Genomic DNA, 25,269 nt, shown 5'->3' with positions numbered 1-25,269 from the left:
GAAATGGATTTTTTTAAAAAAGGGGTTGCAAAGGGAAAAGACTCATGTTATACTATGCACAGTTAGTAAAGACTAACCAACAGTTCAACACAGTTCTTTTAACCCTCTTTTCTTTCATGTGTATTGGTTAGTTTGAACTAATTACAACTTATTTTCCGCTGACTTCCGCTTCGTTTTCACTCCCCTGGAACGAAGCGGGACGGGCGGATCGGGAGGTACGTATGGAGCGCCTTTTGGAGATGGAACTTGTTCGGCAGTGTGCGCCGACATTGGCTGGACTCAAAGCGGCAAGTCTCTTCCGCTTTGTCTTTCCGCCTTTGGTCAGCCCCTTTGCTTTGATCAGCCGGATTGCCATACGGCTGGCGAAAAGGAACCTTTTCCTCGAAATGCTGAGCTTTGACATGGTAAAGCGAAGCGGCCTTCTGTTCGTATATCGTCCCTGTCACCTTGACCGCATCATGAAGGAGGATGGGGTGCCGGAATTTTTCAGCTCTTTGGGCTATACCGGTTCCCACTGGCAGGATCACCTAACCGAGATTTCCTTACGACTCGCAAAGCGGGCTTCCTTCCCCCATGAAATTGGAGTTCTCCTTGATTATCCCCTGGATGATGTGAAGGCGTACATGGCTTCTCCCAAGGAAAAAGGCCTCTGCTCGGGCTGTTGGAAAGCTTACACCAACCCCGCCCGGGCACGGCACTTTTTTGAAAAATGCCAGAAATGTACCCGTGTTTATTGTGAATGTTATGCCCAAGGCAGCCCGCTGGAACGGCTTCTTGTAGCGTAAGTTTCCCATGGGACCATTTTTGATACCTCAGAATTTGCGAAAGGACGATTGACATGAAAAAAACAGCTGTAATTTATTGGAGCGGAACGGGCAATACGGAAGCAATGGCCAACGCTGTTGCCGAAGGCATGAAAGAAGCGGGTGCTGATGTTTCTGTCATGACAGCCACGGAAGCTGCAAGCCTTGATCCCAGTACCTATGATGGCCTTGCCTTTGGCTGTCCCGCCATGGGAAGCGAAGTTCTTGAAGAAAGTGAATTCCAGCCGATGTGGGATGATGTCAAAGGAAAACTGTCCGGTAAATCCATCGTTCTTTTTGGCTCTTACGGGTGGGGCACCGGTGAATGGATGGACTACTGGAAAGATGATGCTGTCGCAAGCGGAGCTACGCTTGCCGCCGATCCCTTGATCCTCAACGGATCCCCTGATGATGCTGGCCTAACACAGTGTAAGGAGCTTGGGAAAGTTCTGGCATGAGCCTTTCCCCTAAGCTTGTCATAGATTGATCTCCCCTGTACAGCCTTTTTAAGGCACCTTAAGATCTGGAACGTACCTCTCTTCGTTCCAGGTCTTTTCTTGTATGCCAAAGACTTGCCATCCTTCTGGTAGATTAAAAATCATATCAATAATAATATTACACAAAATGATAAATATGTGATATAATCCATCTGTTATTGTATCAACATAGAACTCAAAGTTTTTTCGGTAAAAGATTGCTGACTTGTTGACAAATACATAGTTTAATAGTATGATATGCACATATTGTGAAAGGCAAGGAACGGAACAAGTACCATAGGAAATGGCCGCTAGAGAGACCTGCACACCGGTGCAAGCAGGTTCGGATCCAGTTCTTGTGGGAATGCCTCCGCGAGCTGGATGGCTGAAACAAACAGTAGGCTGTCACGGGGCCCGCCCCGTTACCAAGGACGTAAGACTGGGACCTTTCCCAGTGAATGAGAGTGGAACCACGAACCGTCGTCTCTTAGGAGGCGGGGGTTTTCTTTTTTGGGGAAAAGAGGGAATTTGCCGTGTTTATCCAAAAGAAAAAAGCAGCGGAACGCTGGGGCGGTTTTGTCTGTCCCCCCCCACCAATCATCATCAGGAAGGAGAGAGGAACCCATGATTGAATTCAAGCATCTTAGCAAACGCTTTTCCTCAGCATCAGGCATGATAGATGCCCTTCAGGATGTGAACCTTTCCATTGCAGATGGGGATATCTTTGGTGTCATTGGATTCAGCGGCGCCGGGAAATCGACGCTCCTGCGCATGGTGAACCGCTTGGAGGATCCCACAGAGGGGGAAGTTCTCATCAATGGCGTCAATATCTTGGCGCAAAGCCATGATGAACTGCGGCGCATGAGAAAGAAAATCGGCATGGTTTTCCAGCAGTTCAATCTGTTGGAAAGCCGAACCGTCTATGAAAATGTCGCCCTGCCCCTGATTCTCAACAAAACTGATGCGGTGCAGATGGAGCGGACCGTAACGACACTGCTCCAGTTTGTGGGTCTTTCTGACAAGAAGGATGCCTATCCCAGTCAGCTTTCAGGCGGGCAGAAACAGCGTGTGGGTATTGCGAGGGCGCTTTCGACGAACCCATCCATTCTCTTGTGCGATGAAGCGACAAGTGCCTTGGATCCCGTGGCAACGGAGCAGATCCTGCAGCTCCTAAAACGCATCAATAAGGAGCTGGGCATTACGATCCTTATCGTCACCCACGAAATCGACGTCATCCAAAAGATCTGCAATCGGGTGGCTGTTATGGAATTAGGGCGCGTCGTGGAGCAGGGATCTGTTCTGGATGTTTTCAGCGATCCCCAGAAAGAAATCACGAAACGTTTTGTAAAGACGGTCATCCCCAATGAAGTGCCGCAGTCCGTTCTTGAAAAACTAAAGGCTGAATCAAGGCCCTACCAGCTTCTCCGGGTTCGCTTCCTAGGGGACGAAGCAGCGGAAAACCTATTTTATCATCTCAATCATGATCTGGGCGTTGAAACCAATATCCTTTTTGCCAATGTCTGTGAACTGCAGGGGGAGGCATTGGGACTGTTTATCATTGAAGTCATCAACGAACATGATGGCGTCCCAAAAGCCAAGGCATATTTTGATGAGCATGGTCTTAGTTGGAAGGAGGTTGATGCGTAATGCCGGAACTTGGCGTTTCCAATGCGCAGCTGATCCTGGCAGCCAAACAGACTGCCTACATGGTTTTTGTATCGCTTGCTGCCGGCACAGTCCTTGCCATGATCATGGCTTTTGCCCTGGTACTTACAAGAAGCGACAGCATCCTGCCGAACCGTTTCATCTATGGGATCCTCAATACGATCATCAACACGGTTCGTTCCGTTCCGTTCATCATCCTCATGGTCTTTATCATGCCCCTGACCAAGATGGTTGTTGGAACAAGGATTGGGACAACAGCTGCTTTGGTGCCTCTTGTCATCTTCATTGCACCTTATCTCACGCGTCTTTTTGAAAACTCCCTGCTTGATGTCGATCGAGGCATCATTGAAGCCGCTCAGGCGATGGGAGCATCCTATTTTGAAATCATTTGGTATTTTCTCCTGCCGGAAGCAAAAGGATCCCTCATCCTTTCCATTACGACAGGGACAATCGGCCTTTTAGGGGCCACGGCCATGGCCGGTGCAATTGGAGCCGGCGGCGTCGGGGATCTGGCCTTGACGTATGGCTATGAACGGATGAATACACCGCTCATGTTTCTAACGGTAGTCATCCTCATTATCTTTGTGCAGATCATCCAAACCGTGGGCAACCATTTTGCCTTTAAATCAAGAAATCATGAATAGGGAGGAATCATCATGAATCTTACGAAGTGGAAAAAAACGCTGGGTGCAGCCCTTGCCGTCCTTGTCTTTGCCGGTCTGGCCGCAGGCTGCGGCAGCGATAAGAAACAAGCCGCGGATAAGAAGGAACTGACCTTCAGTAAATCCCAGGGACCGTACAGCGACCTTTTTGAAAAAGGGGTCAAGCCCATCTTGGAGAAAAAAGGCTATAAGATTACGGGCAAGGATATGAGTGACCTGCTCCAGGCGGATATCGCCCTCAATGAAGGGGAAGTGGACTTTAATGTCGAGCAGCATACGGCTTATATGGAAAACTTCAATAAGAAGCAGGGGGGTCATCTTGTTGCCCTGACCCCAATCCCGACGGTGCCGGCTGGAATCTACGCAGGCAGTAAGACAAGCCTTGACCAGGTTGCGGATGGAGATACCATTGCGGTCCCTAATGACGCTTCCAATACGGCCCGTGCCTATGCCCTGCTCCAGAAGGCCGGCTGGATCAAATTGGATCCGAAAAAGGATCTTGCGACGGTCACCCAGCAGGATATTGTGGAAAATCCCCATCACCTGAAATTTACGGAAATGAAATCCCTCAATATTCCTTCCGTCCGTACTGATTTTGCCTATATTGTCATCACCGGGTCCATCGTCTATAATGCCAAAATCGATCCCAGTACGGCCCTTTTGAAGGAAACCATCCTGCCGCACCTCCTGCTCCAGCTCGTTGTGAGCGACAAGAACAAAGATGCCCAGTGGGCTAAGGACATTGCTGCAGCCTACAAGTCCCCAGAATTTGCTGAATATATGAAGAAGAACAATACGGGACTGTGGTTTGACCCGAACAATGAAAAGAAATAAAGAAAAGATGAAGGAGGCTGTTGCGCAGGCAATGGCCTCTTTTTTAGGGAAAGGAAGCCTTCCTATGAATGCGAACCTAAGCCGGGCCCAACAGGCCTTTAAGGAACTCGTCACCCTGCGACGTGACTTTCATGCCCATCCGGAACTATCTTGGAAAGAAAGGCGGACACAGCAAAAAATCCTCGAATATCTGGATAAATGGGGGATTCCTGCCGTCGTTTCAACAGGAACCGGGGTGATTGCCACGCTAGAAGGCGCAAGGAACAAGGATGTCGTCCTTGGCATCAGGGCTGATATTGACGCCCTCCCCCTAACGGAAGCCGCCCATCCGCCTTACGTGTCGCAAAATCAAGGATGCATGCACGCCTGCGGTCATGATACGCATATTGCCATGCTCCTTGTGACGGCCCGTCTCCTTGCGGAAAAAAAGGATGACCTTCCCCTGACCGTGCGGTTCCTCTTTCAGCCAGCCGAGGAATATATCGCCGACAGCGGCGCCCTTCATATGAAAGAGGATCCTCTTGTAAAAGCGATTACCCGCATGATTGCCATCCATATCCAAGGCATGCTGCCCTATGGGATGGCTAATCTTCAGGAAGGACCCATCATGGCGGCGTCCGATACCTTCGATATTTTCATCAAAGGCAGGGGTGGTCATGGGGCCCATCCGGAAGAAGCCATAGCCCCTATAGCGGCTGGTGTTGCCTACTATAATGCTGTCCAGACCTTGGTGAGCAGGGAAACCAAGGCCCTTGATGCTGCCGTCATTGGCATTACGTCTTTCCAAAGCGGTGAGACGAGTAATGTCATCCCCGAAACGGCCCGTCTTATGGGAACCTGCCGTACCTTCAGCCCTACTCTTAGGGAACGTTTCCCTAAGCAGCTGGAACGGCTCGCCCGTGGAATCGGGGAGGCGACACGTACGACCATTGAAGCTTGTTATCATTATGGAACGCCGGTCATGGTGAACGATCCGTCTGTCACGCAGACAGGTCTTGCGGCAGCGGCTGCAATCTTTGGGCGGGACAAGGTCATTACGGAAGAACCTCGGATGGGCGGTGAGGATTTTGCCAAATATGACGCGCCTAAGGCGATGCTTTGCCTAGGTGGTGGGTTTGAGGATGAAAAGAGGCGCAAAGCTCAGCACAACCCTCAGTTTGATATTGATGAACGGGCCCTGCCCCTAGGTGTGGCCTATTTTCTGGAGTATGTGGATGAGTATGGCAGAAAGCTTGATGGGACTGCCATCTAGTAGGAGGCGGCCGACTTTCATGATATAATAAAAAGAAAAACCAGAGGTGGAATCATGGAAGACCTGAAACTGAAAAACAAGATCGATGCCTATATTGATGCCCATCAAGCGGATTATGTCAGTCTTCTTTTTGCGATCGCGTCCCTGCCGTCACCGACGGGAAACGAAGCAAAAAAGGCAGCCTTTATCCTCAAGACGTTGAAGGACATGGGGGCAGAGACTGCCCATCTCGATGCGGTTGGGAATGTGGTCTATCCCTACCAGCTGGAAAAAGCCAAGGAAAAACCCCTTCTCTACACAGCTCATATGGATACGGTCTTTGAAGGCGTAGATGAGATTGTGCCTGAAATCGACGGTCATATCATGAAGGCCCCCTCCATCGGCGATAATAGTTCCAATGTGGCGGCCCTCCTTTTTCTCATCAGGATGTTCCATGAGCTTAAGCTGCAGGTTCCTGCCATCTTTTGTTTCAACGTTGGGGAGGAAGGCTTGGGCAATCTTCGAGGTGCCCATCATCTGATGGAAACCTGGCAGGAGAAGATCCGCGCTTTCATTGCCGTTGATGGAGATAGTGAACGCTTTGTCAATGAAGCCGTCGGCTCCCATCGCTATGCCGTCCATGTCGTGACGCCCGGCGGTCATAGCTTTGCCAATTTTGGTGAGAAGAACGCAATTGCAGCAGCAAGTGCCATTATTGAGGAATTCTATGGCCTGCGCGTTCCCCATACGCCGAAGACAACGTATAACGTGGGTACCATCCAAGGGGGACGCACGGTCAATGCCATTGCGGCGGATGTGGAATTTACCGTCGATATGCGCTCTGTTTCCATGACGGAACTCCAAAAGTTGGACGCAGCCTTTATGGACATCCTGAAGCGTCATGAGGCAACGGACGTCACTCTTGAAACCCTGCTCCTGGGCAAGCGCCCCTGTGGTGACGGGCCCCTTCGGGATGAAATCTACGAACGGATCATGCGCATCCGCCGCCGGGAAGGAAAAATGACGAAATGGGCGGCAAGTTCGACCGATGCCAACATTGCCCTTTCCCGAGGACTGCCGGCCATGGCCTTTGGTGTGGGCCACGAAAAAGGCGTCCATACCTTGGATGAGGAACTGGATCTATCGAGCCTTGCGCCGGGCCTCAAACAGCTCGCGTCCTTTATCCTTGATATCTAAATTGTAACGAATGATACAGGGTGTAACAAGGTGCGCTCCGATTCTCGTTGTTTTTGCTTTTTTTGTTGACAAGAAGGAAAACAGGGCGTATGATGACACCATCAATTAAATAACCCTATCAGAAACCAGTGATGTGGAGATAACGTCAGAAGATGTGCGCAAAGAGAGTCCGGGACGGTGGAATCCGGATCGTGGCAGTCTGGCAAATGGACCACTGAGGGTGCGTAGAAATCTTCGGAGAGTATGGCGCAACGTGCCAGCCGCGTTAAGGCTGAGGAATGTGTTGGCATTCTGCAATGAGGTGCACGGCTTTTGCTGTGCAGCAAGGTGGTACCGCAGGTCTTTCGCCTGTCCTTGTAAGAGGACAGGCGTTTTTGTTTTATCAGGACCTTTTGGGCGGGTATCTGGCGTTTGTCAACCAGATGCCCGCTGTTTTTTATGTGAAGGAGGAAATCATCGTGAAAGAGACAAGTTTGACTGAGGCAAGATGCCTTGCTGAAAGTGGGGGCGCCGTCCCCATCGTCCGGCAGCTTTTGGCGGACATGGTGACGCCCCTGGGGCTCATGAGTCTTATCCGAAAGGACCATGACCGCTATTTTCTCCTTGAAAGCCTGGAGGGCATCGATGCTCGGGGCCGCTACTCCTTTATCGGCTATGACCCGCTGCTGCGCCTGTCGGCCAAGGATTTTGCCGTTACTGTGGAAACCCGTAAGGGCACTCAAAAAAGCGGCAAGGCGCCCCTTGACCTCATCCGGAACTATCTGAAGGAATATCAGAATCCGAAGGTCCCTGGCCTGCCGCCTTTTACAGGAGGCTTTGTGGGGTACTTTTCCTACGATTTCATTCAGTACTGTGAACCGAGCCTGCGCTTTGATCCGAAAAAAGCCACGGATTTTCCCGATTTTGACCTCCTGCTCTTTGATAAGGTCATCGTCTTTGATGCTTTTAAACAGACTCTCTTTCTCATTGTAAACGCCAAGGCTGACGCAATCGACGAGACGTACAAGAAGGCCATAAGGGACCTTGATGCCATGGAAGCCCTCGTGAAAACCCCTGTCCTAGCGCCTCAGGAAGGAACAGCCCACTTGGGCCCCATTTCTTCCAATCAGACGCGGGAACTGTACAACGAAAACATCGCTCGCATCAAGCACTTCATCCGTGAAGGCGACATTTTCCAAGCCGTTTATTCCCAGTGCTTTTCTGCTTCCTATGATAAGGACCTCTTTTCCTTTTACCGCGTCCTTAGACGGACCAACCCCTCCCAGTACATGATGCTCATGAAGCTGGGAGATACGGAAATTGCAGGCTCCTCACCGGAAACACTCATCCGTCTTGAAGGGCGCACCATTACGAGCATGCCCATTGCAGGGACGCGGCGCCGAGGAAGGACGGAGAAAGAGGACAAGGCGCTGGAAGAGGATCTGACACACGATGCGAAGGAACTGGCCGAACATAATATGCTCGTTGACCTTGCCCGCAATGATGTGGGGAAGGTGAGTGAATTTGGCAGCGTCAAGGTTCATGACCTGCATCATGTCAAACGTTTCTCCCATGTCATGCATCTGACAAGCCGTGTGACAGGACGGCTCAAAGAGGGTCTTGACGCCATTGATACGCTCTGTGCGGCCCTTCCGGCAGGGACCTTATCCGGAGCTCCGAAAATCCGGGCTTGTGAGATCTTGGACAGTCTTGAACCGCGGCGCCGCGGTCCTTATGGCGGCGGTATCGGTTATCTTGATTTTTCAGGGAATATGGATATCTGCATCACCATCCGGACAGCCGTCAAACGGGGAGATATCGTTTATTTCCAATCGGGCGGCGGTATTGTGGCAGATTCCGTAACGGAAAATGAATTCCAGGAAACCCTCAACAAATCAGGCGCTGTAAAAGACGCACTTATGAAAACAACGGAGGCAGAATGATGATCCTAATCATAGATAACTACGATAGTTTCACGTATAACCTCTACCAAGCGGTAGGAACCCTGACCCCTTCCGTTCAGGTTGTACGGAATGATTCCCTGACTGTTTCCGAGGCAGCTGCTCTTCAGCCCCAGGCCATCATCCTTTCCCCTGGACCGGGAAAACCAAAAGAGGCCGGCATAACAGAAGCTGTCCTTGAGGAACTGAAAGGACAGGTCCCTATCCTAGGGGTCTGCTTGGGTCATCAGGCCATGGGAGAAGTCTTTGGCGGGACCGTGACCCTGGCTCCGCATCTTGTCCACGGAAAGGCGGACGACATCAAACTTGACCGCTCCTGTCCGCTTTTTAAGAATCTTCCGCCCGTCATCAAGGGAGCCCGTTATCATTCCCTAATTGTGGAAAGGGATAGCCTTCCACCGGAACTCCTAGTCACTGCGGAGACTTACGCTGGAGAAATCATGGGGCTGCGTCATAGGGATTATGAAATCTACGGACTTCAATTTCATCCCGAATCCATCATGACGCCCATGGGCGCCAGCATCATCGAAAATTTTCTGCGCCATGTCGGTGCGCTTTCCTAAGGAGGTTATATTACGATTAAGGAAGCCATCATTAAATTAGTGGGAAAAGGGGACCTAACTTACGAAGAGGCCCGTACCGTCATGCTTGAAATCATGGGCGGGAAGACGACGCCAACACAGAACGCCGCGTTTTTGGCAGCTCTTTCTACAAAGAGCACGAAAGCAGAGACCATTGATGAAATCTCCGGCTGTGCCGAAGCCATGCGAAGCCTGGCAACTCCGGTCCCCCATCCGGGGATGGAAGTCCTCGAGATTGTTGGAACCGGCGGGGACGGGGCCCATTCCTTCAATATTTCAACGACGTCAGCCATGGTTCTTGCTGCAGGCGGCGTGAAAGTAGCAAAACACGGCAATCGGGCTGCTTCTTCGCTGTGCGGCACAGCCGATTGCCTTGAGGCCTTGGGTGTCAAGATTGACATGACGGCGGAAAAGGCCCTTTCCATGCTGCAAAAGACGAACTTCTGCTTTCTCTTTGCCCAAAAATATCATAGTGCCATGAAATATGTAGGCCCCATCCGTAAGGAACTGGGATTCCGCACGGTCTTCAATATCCTGGGCCCCCTTACGAACCCGGCAAAGCCGGAAATGTTCCTTCTCGGTGTTTATGATGAATACCTTGTCGAACCGATTGCCAAGGTCCTTGCAAGTCTTGGCGTAAGACGCGGCATCGTCGCATATGGCAGGGAAAAACTGGATGAAATATCCCCAAATGGCCCGACCGTCATCTGTGAAATCAGGGATGGCTATTATCGCTCTTCCCTCATTCGTCCCGAGGATTTTGGCCTTGTGCCCGGCACGAAGAAAGACCTCCTTGGCGGGACGCCGGAAGAAAATGCCCGGGTTACGCGCGATATCCTTAGCGGCAGGATAGGGGGTACGAAACGCAATGCCGTACTCCTCAATGCCGGCGCAGCCTTCTTTGTGGCTCAAAAAGCAGAATCCATCAAGGAAGGGATCACCCTTGCAGCCTCACTGATCAATAGCGGAAAGGCCCTTACGGCCCTTGAAAACATCATCAAGGAAAGTCAGCAGTAAAGGAGACCGCCATGATTCTTGATACCCTTGCTGACGCGGCCCGGGAACGGACGAGGGCGCGTCAAAAGAAAATCAGCTTTGCCAAGATGCGTCATCTGGCAGAATCCCTTCCCCAAAAACGGGCGGGATGCTTTCAAAAGGCACTGCAGGCCCCGGGTCTTCACATCATTGCGGAAGTAAAAAAAGCGTCTCCGTCAAAGGGACTGATTGCTCCGTTCTTCCCCTATGAAACCATTGCCGAGACCTACGAAAAAAGCGGCGCTTCTGCTATTTCTGTCCTGACGGAACCGACTCGGTTCTTGGGAAAGGATGCCTATCTTGAAGCTATCCGACGCCGCGTCAAGGTACCTATTTTGCGCAAGGATTTTACCGTCGATCCCTACATGGTGTATGAGGCACGCTGCCTTGGTGCGGATGCGGTCCTTCTGATTGCCGCTCTCTTATCGGATAGGGAGCTGTCCGAATACAGACAGATGGCGGAGAGCCTTGGCATGGATGCCCTTGTCGAAGCCCATGACGAAAGGGAAGTGACGCGGGCTCTTAAGAGCGGGGCTAAAATCCTTGGTGTCAATAACCGGAATCTTAAGGATTTTACTGTCGATGTGGGAAACAGTCTTCGTCTGCGGCCCCTTGTTCCACCGGAAATCCCTTTCATCGCGGAAAGCGGGATCCATGATGGAGCGGCTGTTAAGCTTCTTGCAGAGCATGGTGTCAGCGGTGTTCTCATTGGGGAACTCCTCATGAGGAGTCCTTCCATTGAGGCCAAGATGAAGGAACTTTTGGAGGCGGCATCATGACCGTCATCAAGATTTGCGGTCTTCGCCGTCTTGAGGATGCCGTCATCTTGAACCGGGAAAAGGTGGACGCGGCTGGGTTTGTCTTTTATCCTCCAAGCCGCCGATTTGTAAGGCCGGAGCTTGCTGGGAAAATCAAAAAGCTCCTCTACCCGTCGATAAGGACTGTCGGCGTCTTTGTCAAGGAAGACCCTGAAAGGGTAGCCGCCCTTCATGAAGCGGGCATCATCGATATGGCCCAGCTTCACGGGGATGAATCCCCCGATGACCTTGCTTTCCTCCGCAGCCTGACTGATATGCCCCTTATCAAGGCCATCCGTGTAAGAAGCCGGGAGAGCCTCCAAAACCTTGACCAATATGATTGTGACTATTTTCTCCTTGATGCCTTTACAAAAGACTACGGGGGAAAGGGCAAACGCTTCGATTTGTCCCTGCTTGAGGGGATAACGATGCCCAAACCTTTTTTTCTTGCCGGCGGGCTTACGGCAGGCAATGTAGCAGCCCTTATGACAAGTGTCCACCCTTACGGGGTTGATGTCAGCAGTGCGGTAGAAACGGATGGCATCAAGGATGCTAAAAAGATTCATGCTTTTATCAAAGCAGTCAGAAGAAAGGATGAAGAAGATGAGTAATGGAAGATATGGAACCCACGGTGGGCAGTATGTACCGGAAACCCTGATGAATGCTGTCCTGGAACTCCAGAAAGCGTACGAAACCTATAAGAAAGATCCCCAGTTCATCAAGGAATTGCAGCAGCTCTATCATGACTACGCCAATCGGCCGAGTCTCCTTTACTATGCGGAACGGATGACCCAGGACCTTGGCGGCGCCAAGATCTATCTCAAACGGGAAGACCTGAACCATACGGGGGCCCACAAGATCAATAATGCTTTGGGCCAGTGCCTCCTTGCAAAGAAAATGGGCAAAAAGCGCATCATTGCGGAAACGGGCGCCGGTCAGCACGGCGTGGCAACCGCTACGGTCGCTGCTTTATTGGGCCTTGAATGTGTGGTCTACATGGGAAAGCTGGATACGGAGCGTCAGGCCCTCAACGTGTATCGCATGAAACTGCTTGGTGCTGATGTCGTTCCCGTTGAAACAGGGACAAAGAGCCTCAAGGACGCCGTCAACGAAGCCCTGCGAGAGTGGAGTGCTCGCTGCGAAGACACGGCTTACTGCATTGGCTCTGTCATGGGGCCCCATCCCTATCCCATGATGGTCCGCGATTTCCAAAAAGTCATTGGCGAGGAAGTGCGCCAGCAGATGCTGGAAAAAGAGGGGCGCCTGCCCGACGTGGCCATGGCCTGCGTAGGCGGCGGCAGCAATGCCATGGGGCTTTTTTATGATTTTATCCCCGATCCGTCGGTCCAGCTCATCGGGGTGGAGGCAGCTGGACGCGGCATCGATACGGCTGAAACGGCAGCGACCATTTCCTGCGGCCGGCCAGGTATCTTCCATGGCATGGAATCCTATTTCCTGCAGGATGATGACGGCCAAATTGCACCGGTTTATTCCATCTCCGCTGGTCTTGATTATCCGGGCATTGGACCGGAACACGCCCATCTTTACGATACAGGGCGCGCCCAGTATGTTGCTATTACAGACGATGAAGCGGTTGCTGCCTTTGAATACCTGTCCCGCATGGAGGGCGTCATCCCAGCTATTGAAAGTGCCCATGCCGTGGCCTACGCTATGAAATTGGCACCGACCCTTCCTAAGGACAAAATCATCGTCATTTGCTTATCGGGCCGCGGAGATAAGGACGTTGCGGCCATTGCCAGATATAAGGGGGTTGATCTCCATGACTAGACTAACCGATGCATTCAAGAATAAAAAAGCCTTCATTCCTTTTGTGACCGCCGGTGACCCGGACCTATCCACGACGGAAGCCCTCATTTATGCCATGGAAGAAGCAGGGGCCAGTGTCATTGAGCTGGGAATCCCTTTCAGTGATCCCGTTGCGGAAGGGCCTGTGATTCAAGAAGCGGATAACCGTGCTCTTGCCGCGGGCTTCCGCATTGATGCCCTTTTCGATCTGCTTGAAAAGGTACGGGAAAAGACAGAGATCCCCCTTGTATTTTTGACCTATGCCAATCCGATCTTTACCTACGGACGTGAGGCTTTCTTTACGCGCTGTGCCAAGGCCAGCATTGACGGCGTCATTGTACCGGACGTCCCCTTTGAGGAAAGGGCAACTCTGCTGCCGTTTGCCCGGGAAAAGGGGATTGCGCTCATTTCCCTGATTGCGCCAACTTCTCATGAGCGCGTTCAGATGCTTGCCCGTGAAGCAGAAGGCTATATCTACCTCGTTTCCAGTATGGGAGTTACAGGTGTTCGGGAGAAAATCACGACTGACCTAAAGGAAATTGTTGAAAAGATCCGGGAAGTATCAAACCAGCCTGTTGCTGTTGGCTTTGGGATTGCTCGCCCCGAACAGGCGGCGCAAATGGCGGACATCAGTGATGGGGCCATCGTGGGGAGCGCCATCGTAAAACTTGTGGCAAAGTACGGCAAAACGGCCGTCGGACCTGTTCGCGATTATGTCCTTTCCATGGTGGAAGCGGTCAGGGTGTGAGGGGCATGGAAGGAGGAAAGCCCCCTCCTTCTTTTTGGATTTAAGATAAAATAAGAAAATAGGAAAAAATCTGAAAATAGTCTTGCACATTGTATACAAAGATGCTATAATGCATTCGTAAGTTAAATTTACCCCTCATTTGGCCCTTGTTTTTCAAGGGCTATTTTTTTGCGCTTTTGAGGAAAATCAAGAAAAAATGGAGGGAAATCGCTCCCATGAAGCAATGGAGTGGGTGAAAAAAGTGATTTTCTTTGAATTAAAGAAATTGTGAAAAAATATTGACCTAAAAAATATGAAAAAGTATAATAACGGTACAACGGAATTTATCATGTCTGTAAAAAATAGACATTTGTGTTTTGTGGAGAGAAATTCCACGTGGCCTTGTGCCTGGAACGGCTGCCCCTTCCCAGACCCTTTCCCGCGTTTTTTATAATCATAGCTGCTTTTTTGTCCTCATGTTCGCTGTTTGGAAAGGAGAAGGAATCCTTATGGAAGATCAATCATTCCACCCTTACATTCCCGCTGACCGCGTTGCTCCGGAAATGACGGCCGTTTCCGTCTTATTGGGGGCCGTGCTTGCGATTGTCTTTGGCGCGGCTAATGCTTATTTGGGACTTCGTGTAGGCATGACCATCTCAGCTTCGATTCCGGCCGCTGTACTCAGTATGGGCCTCACTCGGTTCATCCTGAAACGGGATTCCATTTTGGAAAACAATATGGTCCAAACCATTGGCTCAGCCGGTGAATCGGTTGCAGCTGGTGCCATTTTCACTTTGCCTGCCCTTTTTATGTGGGCTCAGGAAGGCCTCGTTGCTGAGCCTTCCATGCTTGAAATTGGCCTGATTGCCCTATTTGGCGGTGTCCTCGGAATCTTGTTCATGATTCCCTTGCGCCGCGCCCTGATTGTCAAGGAACATGGCGTCCTTGCCTATCCAGAAGGCCAGGCCTGTGCGGAAGTCCTCATTGCTGGGGAAGAAGGCGGCACCAAGGCGTCCACCGTTTTTGCCGGCCTTGGGATTGCAGCCTTCTATAAGTTCATTGCCGATGGCCTCAAGTGGTTTCCCAGCGAGGTCCATACGGAAGTCCCAGGGTATAAAGGAGCAGGCTTTGGCCTTGATATCCTGCCAGCCCTAGCCGGTGTGGGGTATATTTGCGGCTTTAAGGTTTCGTCCTACATGTTTGCTGGCGGCGTGCTGGCCTGGTTTGTCATCATGCCGATGATTGCCGTATTTGGCGGCAGCGCAGTGCTTTTCCCTGCCAAGGTGACCGTGACGGAGCTATTTGCCGAGGGCGGTTCCTTTGCCCTGTGGAGCACCTATATCCGTTATATTGGGGCCGGTGCGGTCTTAACGGGCGGACTCATTGGGCTTTTGGAATCACTGCCCCTTATCATCCGAACCTTCCACGATGCGTTAGGTGACTTTGGACAGAATGGGGCATCAACCCTGCGTACGGAACAGGACCTGTCCATGAAGACCTTGATTGGAGGAATTCTCTTCATCATTGCTGCCTTGTGGGCCCTTCCCATGATTCCTCTCAATGCTTTTGGAGCTCTGCTGGTTGCTGTTTTTGGCTTTTTCTTTGCAACCGTCTCTTCCCGCATGGTCGGGCTGATCGGATCGTCCAACAACCCTGTTTCCGGAATGGCCATTGCTACCCTCCTGGTTTCCACCTTACTGCTCAAGAATACGGGCAATGACGGTGCCATGGGAATGGTCACGGCCATTTCCATCGGCGGCATCATCTGTGTCGTGGCTGCCATTGCCGGGGATATTTCCCAAGACCTCAAAACGGGTTTTCTTGTGGGTGCAACGCCTAAGAAGCAGCAGATTGGAGAAATCCTAGGGGTTATTTGTTCAGCCATTGCTATTGGCAGCATCATGTATCTGTTGAATTCTGCCTGGGGCTATGGTTCTGCTGAGTTGCCCGCTCCGCAGGCCATGCTCATGAAAATGGTGGTTGAAGGTGTCATGCTGGGGAACCTGCCTTGGAATCTCGTCCTTATCGGTGTATTCCTTTCCCTTGCCATGTGGATCCTTGGTATCCCTGTTCTGGCAGTGGCCATTGGAGTTTACCTTCCCATCCATCTGTCGGCTCCCATTATGGTGGGCGGGCTGCTGCGCCGGTATATGGAATCCCGTAACTTTGCTGATGCCGCGGAAAGAACAAATTGTGTTCAGTCCGGCGTACTCTATAGTTCCGGTCTGATTGCCGGGGAAGGCCTGATCGGAATCTTGCTCGCCATCCTTGCCGTCATGGATTTGGATCTTGATATGTCAAAAACCATCAATCTGGGGAATGTGGGAGGCCTTGTCGTCTTTGCCCTTCTTGTGGCGACCATCTACGCGGCTTGCCAGAAGGGCCGGAAATCCCGTCCCTAACCCTGTCTGTAGGGTGTCAGGCTGCAGATTACAGAAACCAATCCCTTGATTTTGGAGAAAGCACATGAAAAAGGAAAAAGAAAACTACTTGGACCGGATTCCCTGCCATACCAGCGGGTATCGATGGACCCGGGATGAAGGGGGCCTTGTTACGATTCATGTCGTGCATCGTGGCTTTTTCGCCCGCTTGGCCCAGGATTTTTTTAACCGGCCTTCTGTTAGCCATATTGACCTTGATGCGTTTGGCAGTGCCCTTTGGCTAAGCATGGATGGGAAAAAGAACGTCGGGGACCTTGCTCAGATGATGGAAAGCCGGTTTGGGAAGCAGGTTTATCCCCTTTATGAGCGCTTGATCGTTTTTTTGCAGATGTTGGTCCAGCAGCAATTCATTACGTGGAAAAAAATCTGATTGGCTCTTGCTTCAGTTTGCGTCTAAAGGCTAGAAAAAGACACGGGGCGCTCCTTAAAAGGCGGCTTCCTGCACTCAAATGGAAAATCTTGTTCTTTTGGGAAAGGCTGCAGGCTTTTCTTTGGCCCTTCCCGCCAGCAGAGCAGCTGCTTTTTGATAGAAACCGGATATCGCTTTTTCCAGCTGAATCTTTTATGTAGGAATGACCCTCATGGCGTCTTAAAAACAGCCCTTCTATCTCTTGCTGGATAGGGGACTGGGACGACAGGGGGTCTTTCTTTTGTTATCGGCACACAGTGCCTGACTGCGATGGAAAAACATCAGGTAGATTCTGAATTGTAAATGATTTGACATTCCGCCCTCATATGACTATGATAGAAAACGCTCTTGAATTAATCATAATTTAAGGTAAAGTCTATTCAAAATAGACGGAAAGAAGAAATGTAAAGGAGAATGAGAGTTTATGTCAAATGAGAAAGTCAAGTCATTTCGCCCTTTTGGGCTCACCTGGCCCCTTTGCTTAGGGTTTATTGTCATCATTTTTGCTGGGGTATGGACTGGATCCTTGACGACAGACCTTGCCGGTGGTTTTGCCTTGACGCTTGCCATGGGTATCGTTTTCAATGAAATCGGGGAACGGATTCCCTTCTGGAATTCTTACGTAGGGGGCGGGCTTGTCCTGTCGTTCCTGGCATCGGCCTATTTGTTTACCAACCATCTGATTCCCGAACAATATGCGAAATCCGTTTCCTACTTGATGAATGAATCAGACTTTCTGAGCTTTTTTATCGTCTTTTTGATCTGCGGTTCCATTTTGGGGCTGGAAAAGAAATTGCTCATTAAATCTTTTGCCGGCTATCTTCCCGCTATCTTCGGCGGCCTTATCGGCGCCGCTTGTTTAGGCATTGTAGGGGGCTTTTTCTTTGGCATCTCTCCATCCATGATTGTCCTCAACTACGTGCTTCCCATCATGGGCGGCGGCAATGGCGCAGGGGCTGTACCGCTTTCCCAGATCTATGAAAGCGTGACCGGTCATAAGGCTTCTGATTATTATGCATTTGCCATTACGGTCCTTACCATTGCCAATATCTTTGCCATCCTTTCGGCTGCCGTATTGGATCAAATCGGCCGCAAACATCCTTCCTGGACGGGTGACGGATCAACCTTGATCCGGAAGGGCCTTGATATCGAAGCGGAAAAAAATGATGCCGTACCTTCCATCAAGGAAATCGGCGGGGCTTTCTTTATGGCCATCAGCCTGTATGCAGCTGGCACCCTCCTTGGTAAATCCCTTTTGCCAACGGTCTTTGGGGTGGCCATCCATCCTTTTGCTTGGATGATTGTCGTTGTGACAATCCTGGCCATGCTTGGCTGGGTTCCCCAAGAGACCAAGGCCGCTGCAAAACGCCTGCAGTCTTTCATGAGCTCCTGCCTTGTTCTGACCATCATGGTCGGCGTTGGGGCGGATACGGACCTCAACCAATTGATGGCGGCCATTACGCTGAGTAACGTCGTCATTTCTTTCCTTATCGTTGTTGGCGCCATTTTGGGTTCTGCCATTGTCGGACAGTGGGTTGGTTTTTATCCGATTGATTCAGCCATCACGGCTGGCCTTTGCATGGCAAACCGCGGCGGATCAGGAGACCTTGCCGTATTGGGGGCCTCCCACCGGATGGGACTGATTGCTTATTCCCAGCTTTCTTCCCGTCTTGGCGGCGGGATTGTCCTCATCTTGGGATCCGTCCTGTTTGGCTCCATGATTGGAAAATAACGGGTTTTGTTGAGCCCTAGGCACCTGGCTTTTGCCGGGTGCCTTCTTCATTTCCCGGGCAGTGTCCTTTTTCCTAGGAAAATGATACAATAGGCAGTATCGACTTGAGTCAATCTATTTTTTGGGAGGCACCGCCATGAAAAAACGCTACTGGGTCATTTTTTGGCTCGCTGCTGTACTGCTCTTATACTACCTCAATGGAACCTTGCCCCTGACAGACAGTGTGGAAGGAAACTATGCCCTTACGGCCAAGGAAATGGTTGTAAGTGGAGACTTTTTATCCCCCCAGATTTATGGCAGGTATTGGTTTGATAAACCAGTTTTTGCCTATTGGATGATTGCCTTGGGCTTTAAACTTTTTGGATTTACGGAATTTGGGGCTCGTTTTTTCCCTTCTCTTTATGGTCTTTTGGGCCTTTATCTGGTGACTTGGGGCGGCAGGAAACTCTACGGGGAAAAAGTGGGATTCTTCAGTGGTGTCTTTCTGCTCATGACGCTTCAATTTTTTACCATTTCGAAGTCGGTCCTTACAGATGGCATGCTCTTCCTATTTTTGAATGGAGCCCTTCTTTTTTACTACTTGGGCTATAGCACGCCGCAGAAAAAGTATTACTACGGGATGTATGTCTGCGCAGCCCTAGCCACCCTCACCAAGGGCCCTATCGGTTTTTTGCTTCCTGGCCTGATTTTCCTGCTCTTTCTTATCTGGCGCCGGGATTTTGCCTCACTTAAATCGGCAAAACTGGGAAGCGGCATCCTTTTGTTTCTTCTTGTAGGGGCCCCTTGGTATGTGGCCATGGCCATAAAGCATCCAGACTTTCTTTCTGGGTTCATTGGTACGCAGAATTTCCTGCGAGCTACGGTATCGGAGCATCCTCGGGATAACGTCATTTGGTATTATACGGCAGTGAATCTGTTGAATGCATATGCTTGGATTGGCCTGCTGCCAGGGGCGCTGAAGGCCTATTTGTGGAAGGATCACCATCTTGTCCGGCCTTCTGCGCGGGAAGGCTACCTGCTGCTCTGGATTGGGACAATCTTTATTTTCTTCCAGTGCATGGCAACGAAATACATTACCTATACCTATCCCATCTTGATGCCGCTCAGTATTTTTACGGCCTCTTATTTTGTCGAAAAAGGAGAAGCCCTCTCCCTTAAAGGCGTCCTTGGGGGGAACCTCCTTTTTTATGGAGCCTTGGCGGCAGCTGCCTACCATCTGCCGAAACTGGCACCGGGGCTGCTTTCCCATCCAAAGGATATCTTTTACTTTGTCAGCATCTTCTTAGGCTGCTTTTTGGTCCTTTCCATCCACCGCTTCCGAGGTAAATCTGTACGGGAAGTGATGACCATGACCATTCTTTTGACTTATCTTTTCTTCTTCTGCATTACCAAGATGCTGGCCCTGCCGCTTATGAGCGGAGTGACCGGAAAATGGGTGGGACTTTATATCAATACCATGATTCCCGAAAATGTGCCTATTTACGTACGGGGCGGCGGATATCCAACGTCGACATGGTTCTATACGGATCGAATCCTGACCATGCTTGTTCCAGATGAGCAGACGGAAGCCTTTGCTCCCAAGGATTACAGCTGGTCGGCCAAGAATATCATGCCATGGACCACGTACAGCAAGGTCCAGAATGTACCTGAAGCGGTCGTGCTCGTTGACACGAATACACGGAAAATCAAGACGAAACTCGAAGAAGATTGGCCCGGTGCATGGGAAAAAATCAAGTTCTATGGCCAATGGACCATGATGATCAAACATCGCTAGGAGGAAATTCCATGGAAGAAAATGACATCAAATCCTATCTTGACAGTCATGAAACCATTCAGTTCCAAGTGACGCGGGAAGAATTGGATGATCCAAAGAAGAGTGCCCGCTATTTTGCCCTGTTGGATTACTTTGGAGCCCATCCACAGGAAGCTGGGAAATTCTGCAGCCGTCTCCTTTTGGTCTTTCATCCAAGCTGCGGTACAGACTTATGGGAAAATGAAGCCGCCGCAGCCTTCGTCAAACGGCTTACTGCCTATCCCTATCTTTTCTTTCTTGCCGAAAAGGAAGGGGAGACCTTGAAGTTCCTGACGGCGCTTAGCTGCCGTAAGGGGGGGCTTGTCGGCGATAATCTTTCCCTTGATAAGGACCTTTTCAATGAACTTCTTCAAAAACAAATGAAGGGCATCCTTGTCATGAGCCAGGCGGCCCATTTTAGCCCGGAAAATGCCAAGAGCATCATGGACAGCGTCTTCACCTATTTCGGTATGGATAATTAGCTGTCACAAACTGTTCAAATCTGCGCCCTTTCTTTGACAAGAATTTGGGCTATACTTCTTCTTGTAGCAGGGATCACCCCTCCTTGCTGCAATCTTCCCCATCAAATCATCATAAACAACTTCCTTTCTGGAAAAGGCCTCCGCCGGAATCGGCAGGGGCCTTTTTCCGCAGGAGATTTTCTTCCTCTGCGTCCCATATCTTAGACCGAAATGAATCGAGGAAAACTTCTCTTTTCCCTATTGCTTAATAAAATAAATCATCGTGATAAATTAAATTCAGGAAAGAATGTGAATAATAGGGAATGATCTTATTTCATATTGATTTCATAAGGATTTATGTCATTCCTTTTGACTTGCGAGTCAAATTCACAAATAGTTCATTCTTTCTTTATTGCTTTTTAAGAAAGAATCTTATATACTGGGCATGTAGCAAGGATTACCCCTCCTTGCTGCAATCTTCCCCATCAAATCATCATAAACAACTTCCTTTCAAGAAAAGGCACCCGTTTCCCCGACGGGTGCTTTTTCTTGAAAGGAAGCTTTTTTTATTTTTCGGCAACGGCGTGACCTGGCGCATGACGGGTCCTTCGCCCGTCACAACACTCACAGGGAAGGGCGACGTCTACTTTGAAAACGGCGGTGACGCCCTGTGCATCGGCACGTTGGGGAATGATTCCCGGACTTTCTACATGGACCTTGACGGCGATGACGGCGTGAGCAGCGACATGCTCTACATCGGCGAAGAACCGGAAGCAGAGCAGAACCTCGTCGTCAAGAACCTTGCTGCGCTCGACAAGCAGGTGGAAGATGGCGAAGCCGTCCGCTTTGCTACCGCTAGAAATGGCAGAAATGCTTTCCGAGACGGCAAGACCGTGGGCTACACGACAAACGGCATCTACCGCGACGCCTTCAAAGTCGACTGCCGCGACGTGGCGGACGATCCCCAAGCGACTGACGAATACAACAAGGCCTACAACGGCGACACGTCGGATGGCATCCGGAAACCGACGACAGCGGACGTGGCTTCGATGTATCTTAGTGGCGAGAATTCGCAGAACGTGTATCTCGTCAAATCCATCGACAGCATCAACGACGGCGCGAAAACGCCGGCTAAATCCGATGAAATCGTTCTGCGCTACGTGGCGGATCTTGATACCTTCACCAAGCGTTCGGGCAATACGACATACTTCACGCCCGGCGCGGACCAGGGCGGTTGGATCCGCTTCGGGTACCGCAATCTCGGGGTCGACGGCATTGGCAAAGTAAACGGCAACACGTACGAACTGGGTTACACAAAGGTCCTGGACGACAAGGAGAACTACAAGCATCGCTTCAGCCTCTCTGGTGCCTGCGGCAAGGAAAGCGGAAGCTGGGAAGGTCTTGGCGGCTATGACTTTACGGACTCCCAGGGCATCCATGTGTCGGCGGACCATGATTGGAGCCTCATTGGCCGCGTCGGCTTTGACCTTGTAGATGAAATGGATAAGGAAAAGAACACCAAGCTATACCTGAAAGCAAGTCTTCTCCGCGAATTTATCGACGGTTATGATGTTGTGGCAGAAAGCCTCGCCCAAGGTGGGACTGTGGCTGGCACCTACCGTACGGCGGGCAGCCGCCGCGGGACTTGGGGGGTCATCGGTCTTGGTTACAGCACGGTCATTGGAAAGAACCAGACCTTCTATGTCGATGCCGAACGGTATGTGGGCAACGACTTTAGCCGGACCTACGATATCCGTGCTGGAATTAACTGGAAATTCTAAAAGTAAAAAGGCGGAGCGCAGGGGCGTTCCGCCTTTTTGCTTTTTCCAAAGGAGGGAAGAGGGGAAGCTCTTTTTTTGTAAAAAATATTTCAAAAAAGGGGTTGCATTTTATTTTATCTTTGCTATAATAATGACTGTTCCTTCCGGGATGGTGTAATGGTAGCACAGGAGATTCTGGATCTTCTTGTCTGGGTTCGAGTCCTAGTCCCGGAGCCATATGGAAGCTAAGCTGTCACTTTAGTGGCAGCTTTTTTGTTACAAAAAATCATACTTGACAGGAACCCTACCATCCAATATGATGTATATACAACAAATGAAAGGAGGTTCCCATGGAAATCTGTCATTGCTGGCGCCTTAAACGGGCGGCTCACCATTTAAATGAATTCTATGACAAAGCCCTTGCGCCGTCGGGCGTCACCATCAGTCAGTATGGGATGCTCCGGGAAATCAACCAGCATGGAGGCTGCAGCGTCATGGATCTAGCCGGATATCTGGATCTGGAACGGTCCACGCTGACGCGCAGCTTAAAACCCCTCATGCAAAAAGGATTTGTTTCGGACTGCCGGGAATGTCACATGAGAAACTGCCGGCTTGTCCTGACAGCTGAAGGTCACAAGGCCTTTGAAGAGGCCCATCTGCTTTGGCAAAAAGCCCAGGCTGCTTATGAAGCGGCCTTGGGAACAGAGGGTGTAAGAACCCTGGAAACGCTGCTTGCCGCGATCCAGCAGGCAACCTGATTTTGTGATAAGGAGAAAACCATGAAAAAATATGATGTTATCCTCATTGGAACGGGCGCGGCCAATATCATCGCCGATGCGGCGCAGCTGGCCGGAAAGAAAGTGGCCCTTATTGAACGCGGTGCCTATGGTGGGACCTGCCTGAACAGGGGCTGCATTCCGACGAAGATCCTTGTGAGTGCGGCAAATGCTGTTCTTTCCATCAAAGAGGCCGCCCGCATTGGCGTCAAGGCAGAACAAGTAACGCTTGATTGGAAAACCGTTTCTCGCCGCCTGCAGGCTAAACTTTCCGAGAGCCCGGAAATCAAGACGTATTATGAAGCCTTTCCCAATGTGGATACCTTTGACGGAACGGCTTCCTTTACGGGGAAAAAGACCCTTTCCATTGCTATGAATGACGGTACGACGGAAGAACTGGAAGGGAAGATGATCGTTATCGGAACCGGGGGCAGGACCAATATTCCTAAGTTTCCTGGCCTTGAAGACGTAGGGTATATTACGTCCGAATCCTTCTTTACAGACGCCTTCCCTCAAAGGCCTTACAAGAGCCTGATCATTCTTGGCGGTGGTCCCATTGGCTGTGAATTTGCCCATATCTTTGACGCTGCAGGAACGGACGTGACCATCGTTCAGCATAATGTGCGCCTGCTTCCTAAAGAAGATGCCGATGTATCGACTTTTCTCCTGAAACAGTTCCAAAACCGCGGTCTTCATGTGGCCCTTAACAAGGAAACCCTTTCCGCCCGCATCGAAAATGGGGAAAAGGTTGTTGTCCTTGAAGACCGTGGAACTGGTGAGAAAACGGAAGTACGGGGAGAGGAAATCCTTGTCGCCCCGGGCATCCGTCCTATGACGGACCTGCTCCATCTGGAAAACACGGACGTCACGGTTGATAAACGGGGCTATATTGAAACCAATGAATTTCTCGAAACCGCGGCAGAAGGCATTTGGGCCATTGGCGACGTGAACGGGCGGGCCCCTTTCCGTCATAAGGCCAACTACGAAGCCGAAATCCTTGCGGACAATCTTTTTGGCACGGCGGCACCTGCTCATTGGCGCTGGGCTGAATATGGCGTTGTACCTGCCGTGACCTATACCTATCCAGAAGCGGCCCACGTGGGCCTGACAGCGGATGCGGCCCAAAAATTGGGATACCGTACAAAAGTGGCCGTGAATCACTTTTCTCACTCGGCGAAAGGATACGCCCTCGGGTATGAAGAGGGGGCTGATGACGATGGGTTCATTAAATTGGTCCTTGATGCTGATACGGGAAAAATCCTAGGGGCCCATATCATTGGCCCAGAAGCTTCCATCCTGATCCAGCCTTTCATTGATCTTATGAACAGCGGTACTCATGTCATTGCGCCGCTTCATCCGGAAATTGCGTCAGAAACGGTGAAACATCTGCGTGCCATGCCCCTTACAAGGATCCTTGACCCGCATAATGTCAGGACCCTCAATGAGACCATGACCCCTCATCCGTCCCTTAGTGAAGTGACCATGTGGACGCGGTATTATGTGATGCCTTAAGTATTTGATCGGCGCAATAATCGTGCCGATTCGATGCAGTTACGTGTCATCATTGGCTTTAAAAAGATATATCTGATGCTAATGATGGCATGTCCCATCGCAAGAAGATACGTACCACAATCTCATTTCTAAGACGCCCGAAATATGCCTTCGTCGATTCCTTTTGAGTCAGCCCAAAAATCGGGCTGATTTGATGAAGTGTGTGAGGCCACTTTTTAAAAAGGTTTTGTGGAAACAATGACCTCATGGCCTATCGTACGATGGACCGTCCCACGTTTGGGGGTAGCTTACGCCTGGGCGCTTCCTTTCCTAACCATGTGTCGTCACTTCCAGCGCCCAGCTTATCAAAGCGGAAGCTTTTTGCAATCTTCAGTCCATATGGACCCATCTACTTTGTCGCCCGCGCACCCAACCTCCTCAACGTACTGGCCTCTGGCCGCAAGGAAACTCACGCGTCGCCAATTTATTTTTGGTGGCGCCGCTTCGGAGAACCTCCACGCAACAGCTCCCGCGACGCTGCGCTAGCGGATTGCTGGCGACTCAGATCCACCGTCGTCGCTGAGGCCGGGGTCTCCTCGCAATTGGGCCCATCCGAGCCAAATTTACAAAAAAGCAAATGGAAGGTAATAAAC

The 25,269-nt window shown here is 50.7% G+C and carries 22 protein-coding genes and 1 tRNA gene; all 23 read left to right on the top strand.

What is annotated here, in order from left to right:
- The first annotated feature begins 221 nt into the window (after positions 1-221).
- Complete coding sequence (locus HMPREF1246_RS07550; protein WP_009015424.1) at positions 222-785, top strand: DUF3793 family protein; 564 nt, start codon at positions 222-224, stop codon at positions 783-785.
- A gap of 53 nt (positions 786-838) precedes the next feature.
- A complete protein-coding gene (locus HMPREF1246_RS07545; RefSeq protein ID WP_009015423.1) occupies positions 839-1,261 on the top strand; it encodes a flavodoxin in 423 nt (140 codons plus the stop codon).
- Positions 1,262-1,903: 642 nt separating this feature from the next.
- Positions 1,904-2,926, top strand: coding sequence for a methionine ABC transporter ATP-binding protein (locus HMPREF1246_RS07540; RefSeq protein ID WP_009015422.1), 1,023 nt, complete (start codon positions 1,904-1,906; stop codon positions 2,924-2,926).
- The gene (locus HMPREF1246_RS07535; RefSeq protein WP_009015421.1) at positions 2,926-3,588 is read left to right on the top strand and encodes a methionine ABC transporter permease; all 663 of its coding nucleotides are present in this window, start codon (positions 2,926-2,928) and stop codon (positions 3,586-3,588) included. The genes HMPREF1246_RS07540 and HMPREF1246_RS07535 overlap by 1 nt, the downstream gene beginning before the upstream one ends.
- A gap of 12 nt (positions 3,589-3,600) precedes the next feature.
- Entirely contained in the window at positions 3,601-4,440 is an 840-nt protein-coding gene (locus HMPREF1246_RS07530; protein ID WP_009015420.1) for a MetQ/NlpA family ABC transporter substrate-binding protein, read from the top strand.
- 64 nt (positions 4,441-4,504) lie between these two features.
- Complete coding sequence (locus tag HMPREF1246_RS07525; RefSeq protein ID WP_035224586.1) at positions 4,505-5,692, top strand: M20 family metallopeptidase; 1,188 nt, start codon at positions 4,505-4,507, stop codon at positions 5,690-5,692.
- Positions 5,693-5,746: 54 nt separating this feature from the next.
- Positions 5,747-6,868 (top strand): M20/M25/M40 family metallo-hydrolase, encoded by a 1,122-nt coding sequence (locus HMPREF1246_RS07520; RefSeq protein WP_009015418.1) that lies wholly within the window; start codon positions 5,747-5,749, stop codon positions 6,866-6,868.
- Between the two features lie 317 nt (positions 6,869-7,185).
- Positions 7,186-8,790, top strand: a complete 1,605-nt coding sequence (gene trpE, locus HMPREF1246_RS07515; RefSeq protein WP_021737148.1) for an anthranilate synthase component I — start codon at positions 7,186-7,188, stop codon at positions 8,788-8,790.
- The gene (locus HMPREF1246_RS07510) at positions 8,790-9,371 is read left to right on the top strand and encodes an aminodeoxychorismate/anthranilate synthase component II (RefSeq protein ID WP_016459981.1); all 582 of its coding nucleotides are present in this window, start codon (positions 8,790-8,792) and stop codon (positions 9,369-9,371) included. Before trpE ends, HMPREF1246_RS07510 begins: the two co-directional genes overlap by 1 nt.
- A 15-nt stretch (positions 9,372-9,386) precedes the next feature.
- Positions 9,387-10,406, top strand: coding sequence for an anthranilate phosphoribosyltransferase (trpD, locus tag HMPREF1246_RS07505; RefSeq protein ID WP_035224569.1), 1,020 nt, complete (start codon positions 9,387-9,389; stop codon positions 10,404-10,406).
- An 11-nt stretch (positions 10,407-10,417) separates the two neighbouring features.
- Complete coding sequence (gene trpC / locus HMPREF1246_RS07500) at positions 10,418-11,203, top strand: indole-3-glycerol phosphate synthase TrpC (protein WP_009015414.1); 786 nt, start codon at positions 10,418-10,420, stop codon at positions 11,201-11,203.
- Entirely contained in the window at positions 11,200-11,832 is a 633-nt protein-coding gene (locus HMPREF1246_RS07495) for a phosphoribosylanthranilate isomerase (RefSeq protein WP_021737143.1), read from the top strand. Before trpC ends, HMPREF1246_RS07495 begins: the two co-directional genes overlap by 4 nt.
- Positions 11,825-13,009 (top strand): tryptophan synthase subunit beta, encoded by a 1,185-nt coding sequence (trpB, locus tag HMPREF1246_RS07490; RefSeq protein WP_009015412.1) that lies wholly within the window; start codon positions 11,825-11,827, stop codon positions 13,007-13,009. Before HMPREF1246_RS07495 ends, trpB begins: the two co-directional genes overlap by 8 nt.
- Complete coding sequence (gene trpA, locus HMPREF1246_RS07485; RefSeq protein WP_009015411.1) at positions 13,002-13,775, top strand: tryptophan synthase subunit alpha; 774 nt, start codon at positions 13,002-13,004, stop codon at positions 13,773-13,775. The genes trpB and trpA overlap by 8 nt, the downstream gene beginning before the upstream one ends.
- A gap of 488 nt (positions 13,776-14,263) precedes the next feature.
- Positions 14,264-16,156 carry an OPT family oligopeptide transporter gene (locus tag HMPREF1246_RS07480; protein ID WP_035224582.1) on the top strand — a complete coding sequence of 631 codons (1,893 nt, stop codon included), beginning with the start codon at positions 14,264-14,266 and terminating at the stop codon, positions 16,154-16,156.
- 64 nt (positions 16,157-16,220) lie between these two features.
- Complete coding sequence (locus tag HMPREF1246_RS07475) at positions 16,221-16,565, top strand: PqqD family protein (RefSeq protein ID WP_009015409.1); 345 nt, start codon at positions 16,221-16,223, stop codon at positions 16,563-16,565.
- A gap of 463 nt (positions 16,566-17,028) precedes the next feature.
- Positions 17,029-18,336, top strand: coding sequence for a 2-hydroxycarboxylate transporter family protein (locus HMPREF1246_RS07470; protein ID WP_009015408.1), 1,308 nt, complete (start codon positions 17,029-17,031; stop codon positions 18,334-18,336).
- 136 nt (positions 18,337-18,472) lie between these two features.
- Positions 18,473-20,110 (top strand): glycosyltransferase family 39 protein, encoded by a 1,638-nt coding sequence (locus tag HMPREF1246_RS07465; protein WP_021737134.1) that lies wholly within the window; start codon positions 18,473-18,475, stop codon positions 20,108-20,110.
- An 11-nt stretch (positions 20,111-20,121) separates the two neighbouring features.
- Positions 20,122-20,610, top strand: coding sequence for a hypothetical protein (locus HMPREF1246_RS07460; RefSeq protein ID WP_014129071.1), 489 nt, complete (start codon positions 20,122-20,124; stop codon positions 20,608-20,610).
- Positions 20,611-21,173: 563 nt separating this feature from the next.
- Positions 21,174-22,370 (top strand): autotransporter outer membrane beta-barrel domain-containing protein, encoded by a 1,197-nt coding sequence (locus HMPREF1246_RS07455; RefSeq protein ID WP_231368260.1) that lies wholly within the window; start codon positions 21,174-21,176, stop codon positions 22,368-22,370.
- Between the two features lie 142 nt (positions 22,371-22,512).
- A tRNA-Gln gene (locus HMPREF1246_RS07450) sits at positions 22,513-22,586 on the top strand.
- Between the two features lie 113 nt (positions 22,587-22,699).
- Positions 22,700-23,107, top strand: a complete 408-nt coding sequence (locus HMPREF1246_RS07445) for a MarR family winged helix-turn-helix transcriptional regulator (RefSeq protein WP_021737152.1) — start codon at positions 22,700-22,702, stop codon at positions 23,105-23,107.
- 21 nt (positions 23,108-23,128) lie between these two features.
- Positions 23,129-24,637 (top strand): NAD(P)/FAD-dependent oxidoreductase, encoded by a 1,509-nt coding sequence (locus tag HMPREF1246_RS07440; RefSeq protein ID WP_021737149.1) that lies wholly within the window; start codon positions 23,129-23,131, stop codon positions 24,635-24,637.
- Positions 24,638-25,269: the final 632 nt, after the last annotated feature.

The sequence above is a fragment of the Acidaminococcus sp. BV3L6 genome (assembly GCF_000468835.1).
In the GTDB taxonomy this organism is placed as follows: domain Bacteria; phylum Bacillota; class Negativicutes; order Acidaminococcales; family Acidaminococcaceae; genus Acidaminococcus; species Acidaminococcus intestini.
The sequence above is the reverse complement of the archived record's forward strand: the minus strand, read 5'-3'. Positions and strand labels throughout refer to the sequence as shown.

Coding starts and splice junctions, on each gene's coding strand:
- HMPREF1246_RS07550 (WP_009015424.1), top strand. CDS start 222: ATGGAGCGCCTTTTGGAGATGGAACTTGTTCGGCAGTGTGCGCCGACA.
- HMPREF1246_RS07545 (WP_009015423.1), top strand. CDS start 839: ATGAAAAAAACAGCTGTAATTTATTGGAGCGGAACGGGCAATACGGAA.
- HMPREF1246_RS07540 (WP_009015422.1), top strand. CDS start 1,904: ATGATTGAATTCAAGCATCTTAGCAAACGCTTTTCCTCAGCATCAGGC.
- HMPREF1246_RS07535 (WP_009015421.1), top strand. CDS start 2,926: ATGCCGGAACTTGGCGTTTCCAATGCGCAGCTGATCCTGGCAGCCAAA.
- HMPREF1246_RS07530 (WP_009015420.1), top strand. CDS start 3,601: ATGAATCTTACGAAGTGGAAAAAAACGCTGGGTGCAGCCCTTGCCGTC.
- HMPREF1246_RS07525 (WP_035224586.1), top strand. CDS start 4,505: ATGAATGCGAACCTAAGCCGGGCCCAACAGGCCTTTAAGGAACTCGTC.
- HMPREF1246_RS07520 (WP_009015418.1), top strand. CDS start 5,747: ATGGAAGACCTGAAACTGAAAAACAAGATCGATGCCTATATTGATGCC.
- HMPREF1246_RS07510 (WP_016459981.1), top strand. CDS start 8,790: ATGATCCTAATCATAGATAACTACGATAGTTTCACGTATAACCTCTAC.
- trpC (WP_009015414.1), top strand. CDS start 10,418: ATGATTCTTGATACCCTTGCTGACGCGGCCCGGGAACGGACGAGGGCG.
- HMPREF1246_RS07495 (WP_021737143.1), top strand. CDS start 11,200: ATGACCGTCATCAAGATTTGCGGTCTTCGCCGTCTTGAGGATGCCGTC.
- trpB (WP_009015412.1), top strand. CDS start 11,825: ATGAGTAATGGAAGATATGGAACCCACGGTGGGCAGTATGTACCGGAA.
- trpA (WP_009015411.1), top strand. CDS start 13,002: ATGACTAGACTAACCGATGCATTCAAGAATAAAAAAGCCTTCATTCCT.
- HMPREF1246_RS07480 (WP_035224582.1), top strand. CDS start 14,264: ATGGAAGATCAATCATTCCACCCTTACATTCCCGCTGACCGCGTTGCT.
- HMPREF1246_RS07475 (WP_009015409.1), top strand. CDS start 16,221: ATGAAAAAGGAAAAAGAAAACTACTTGGACCGGATTCCCTGCCATACC.
- HMPREF1246_RS07470 (WP_009015408.1), top strand. CDS start 17,029: ATGTCAAATGAGAAAGTCAAGTCATTTCGCCCTTTTGGGCTCACCTGG.
- HMPREF1246_RS07465 (WP_021737134.1), top strand. CDS start 18,473: ATGAAAAAACGCTACTGGGTCATTTTTTGGCTCGCTGCTGTACTGCTC.
- HMPREF1246_RS07460 (WP_014129071.1), top strand. CDS start 20,122: ATGGAAGAAAATGACATCAAATCCTATCTTGACAGTCATGAAACCATT.
- HMPREF1246_RS07445 (WP_021737152.1), top strand. CDS start 22,700: ATGGAAATCTGTCATTGCTGGCGCCTTAAACGGGCGGCTCACCATTTA.
- HMPREF1246_RS07440 (WP_021737149.1), top strand. CDS start 23,129: ATGAAAAAATATGATGTTATCCTCATTGGAACGGGCGCGGCCAATATC.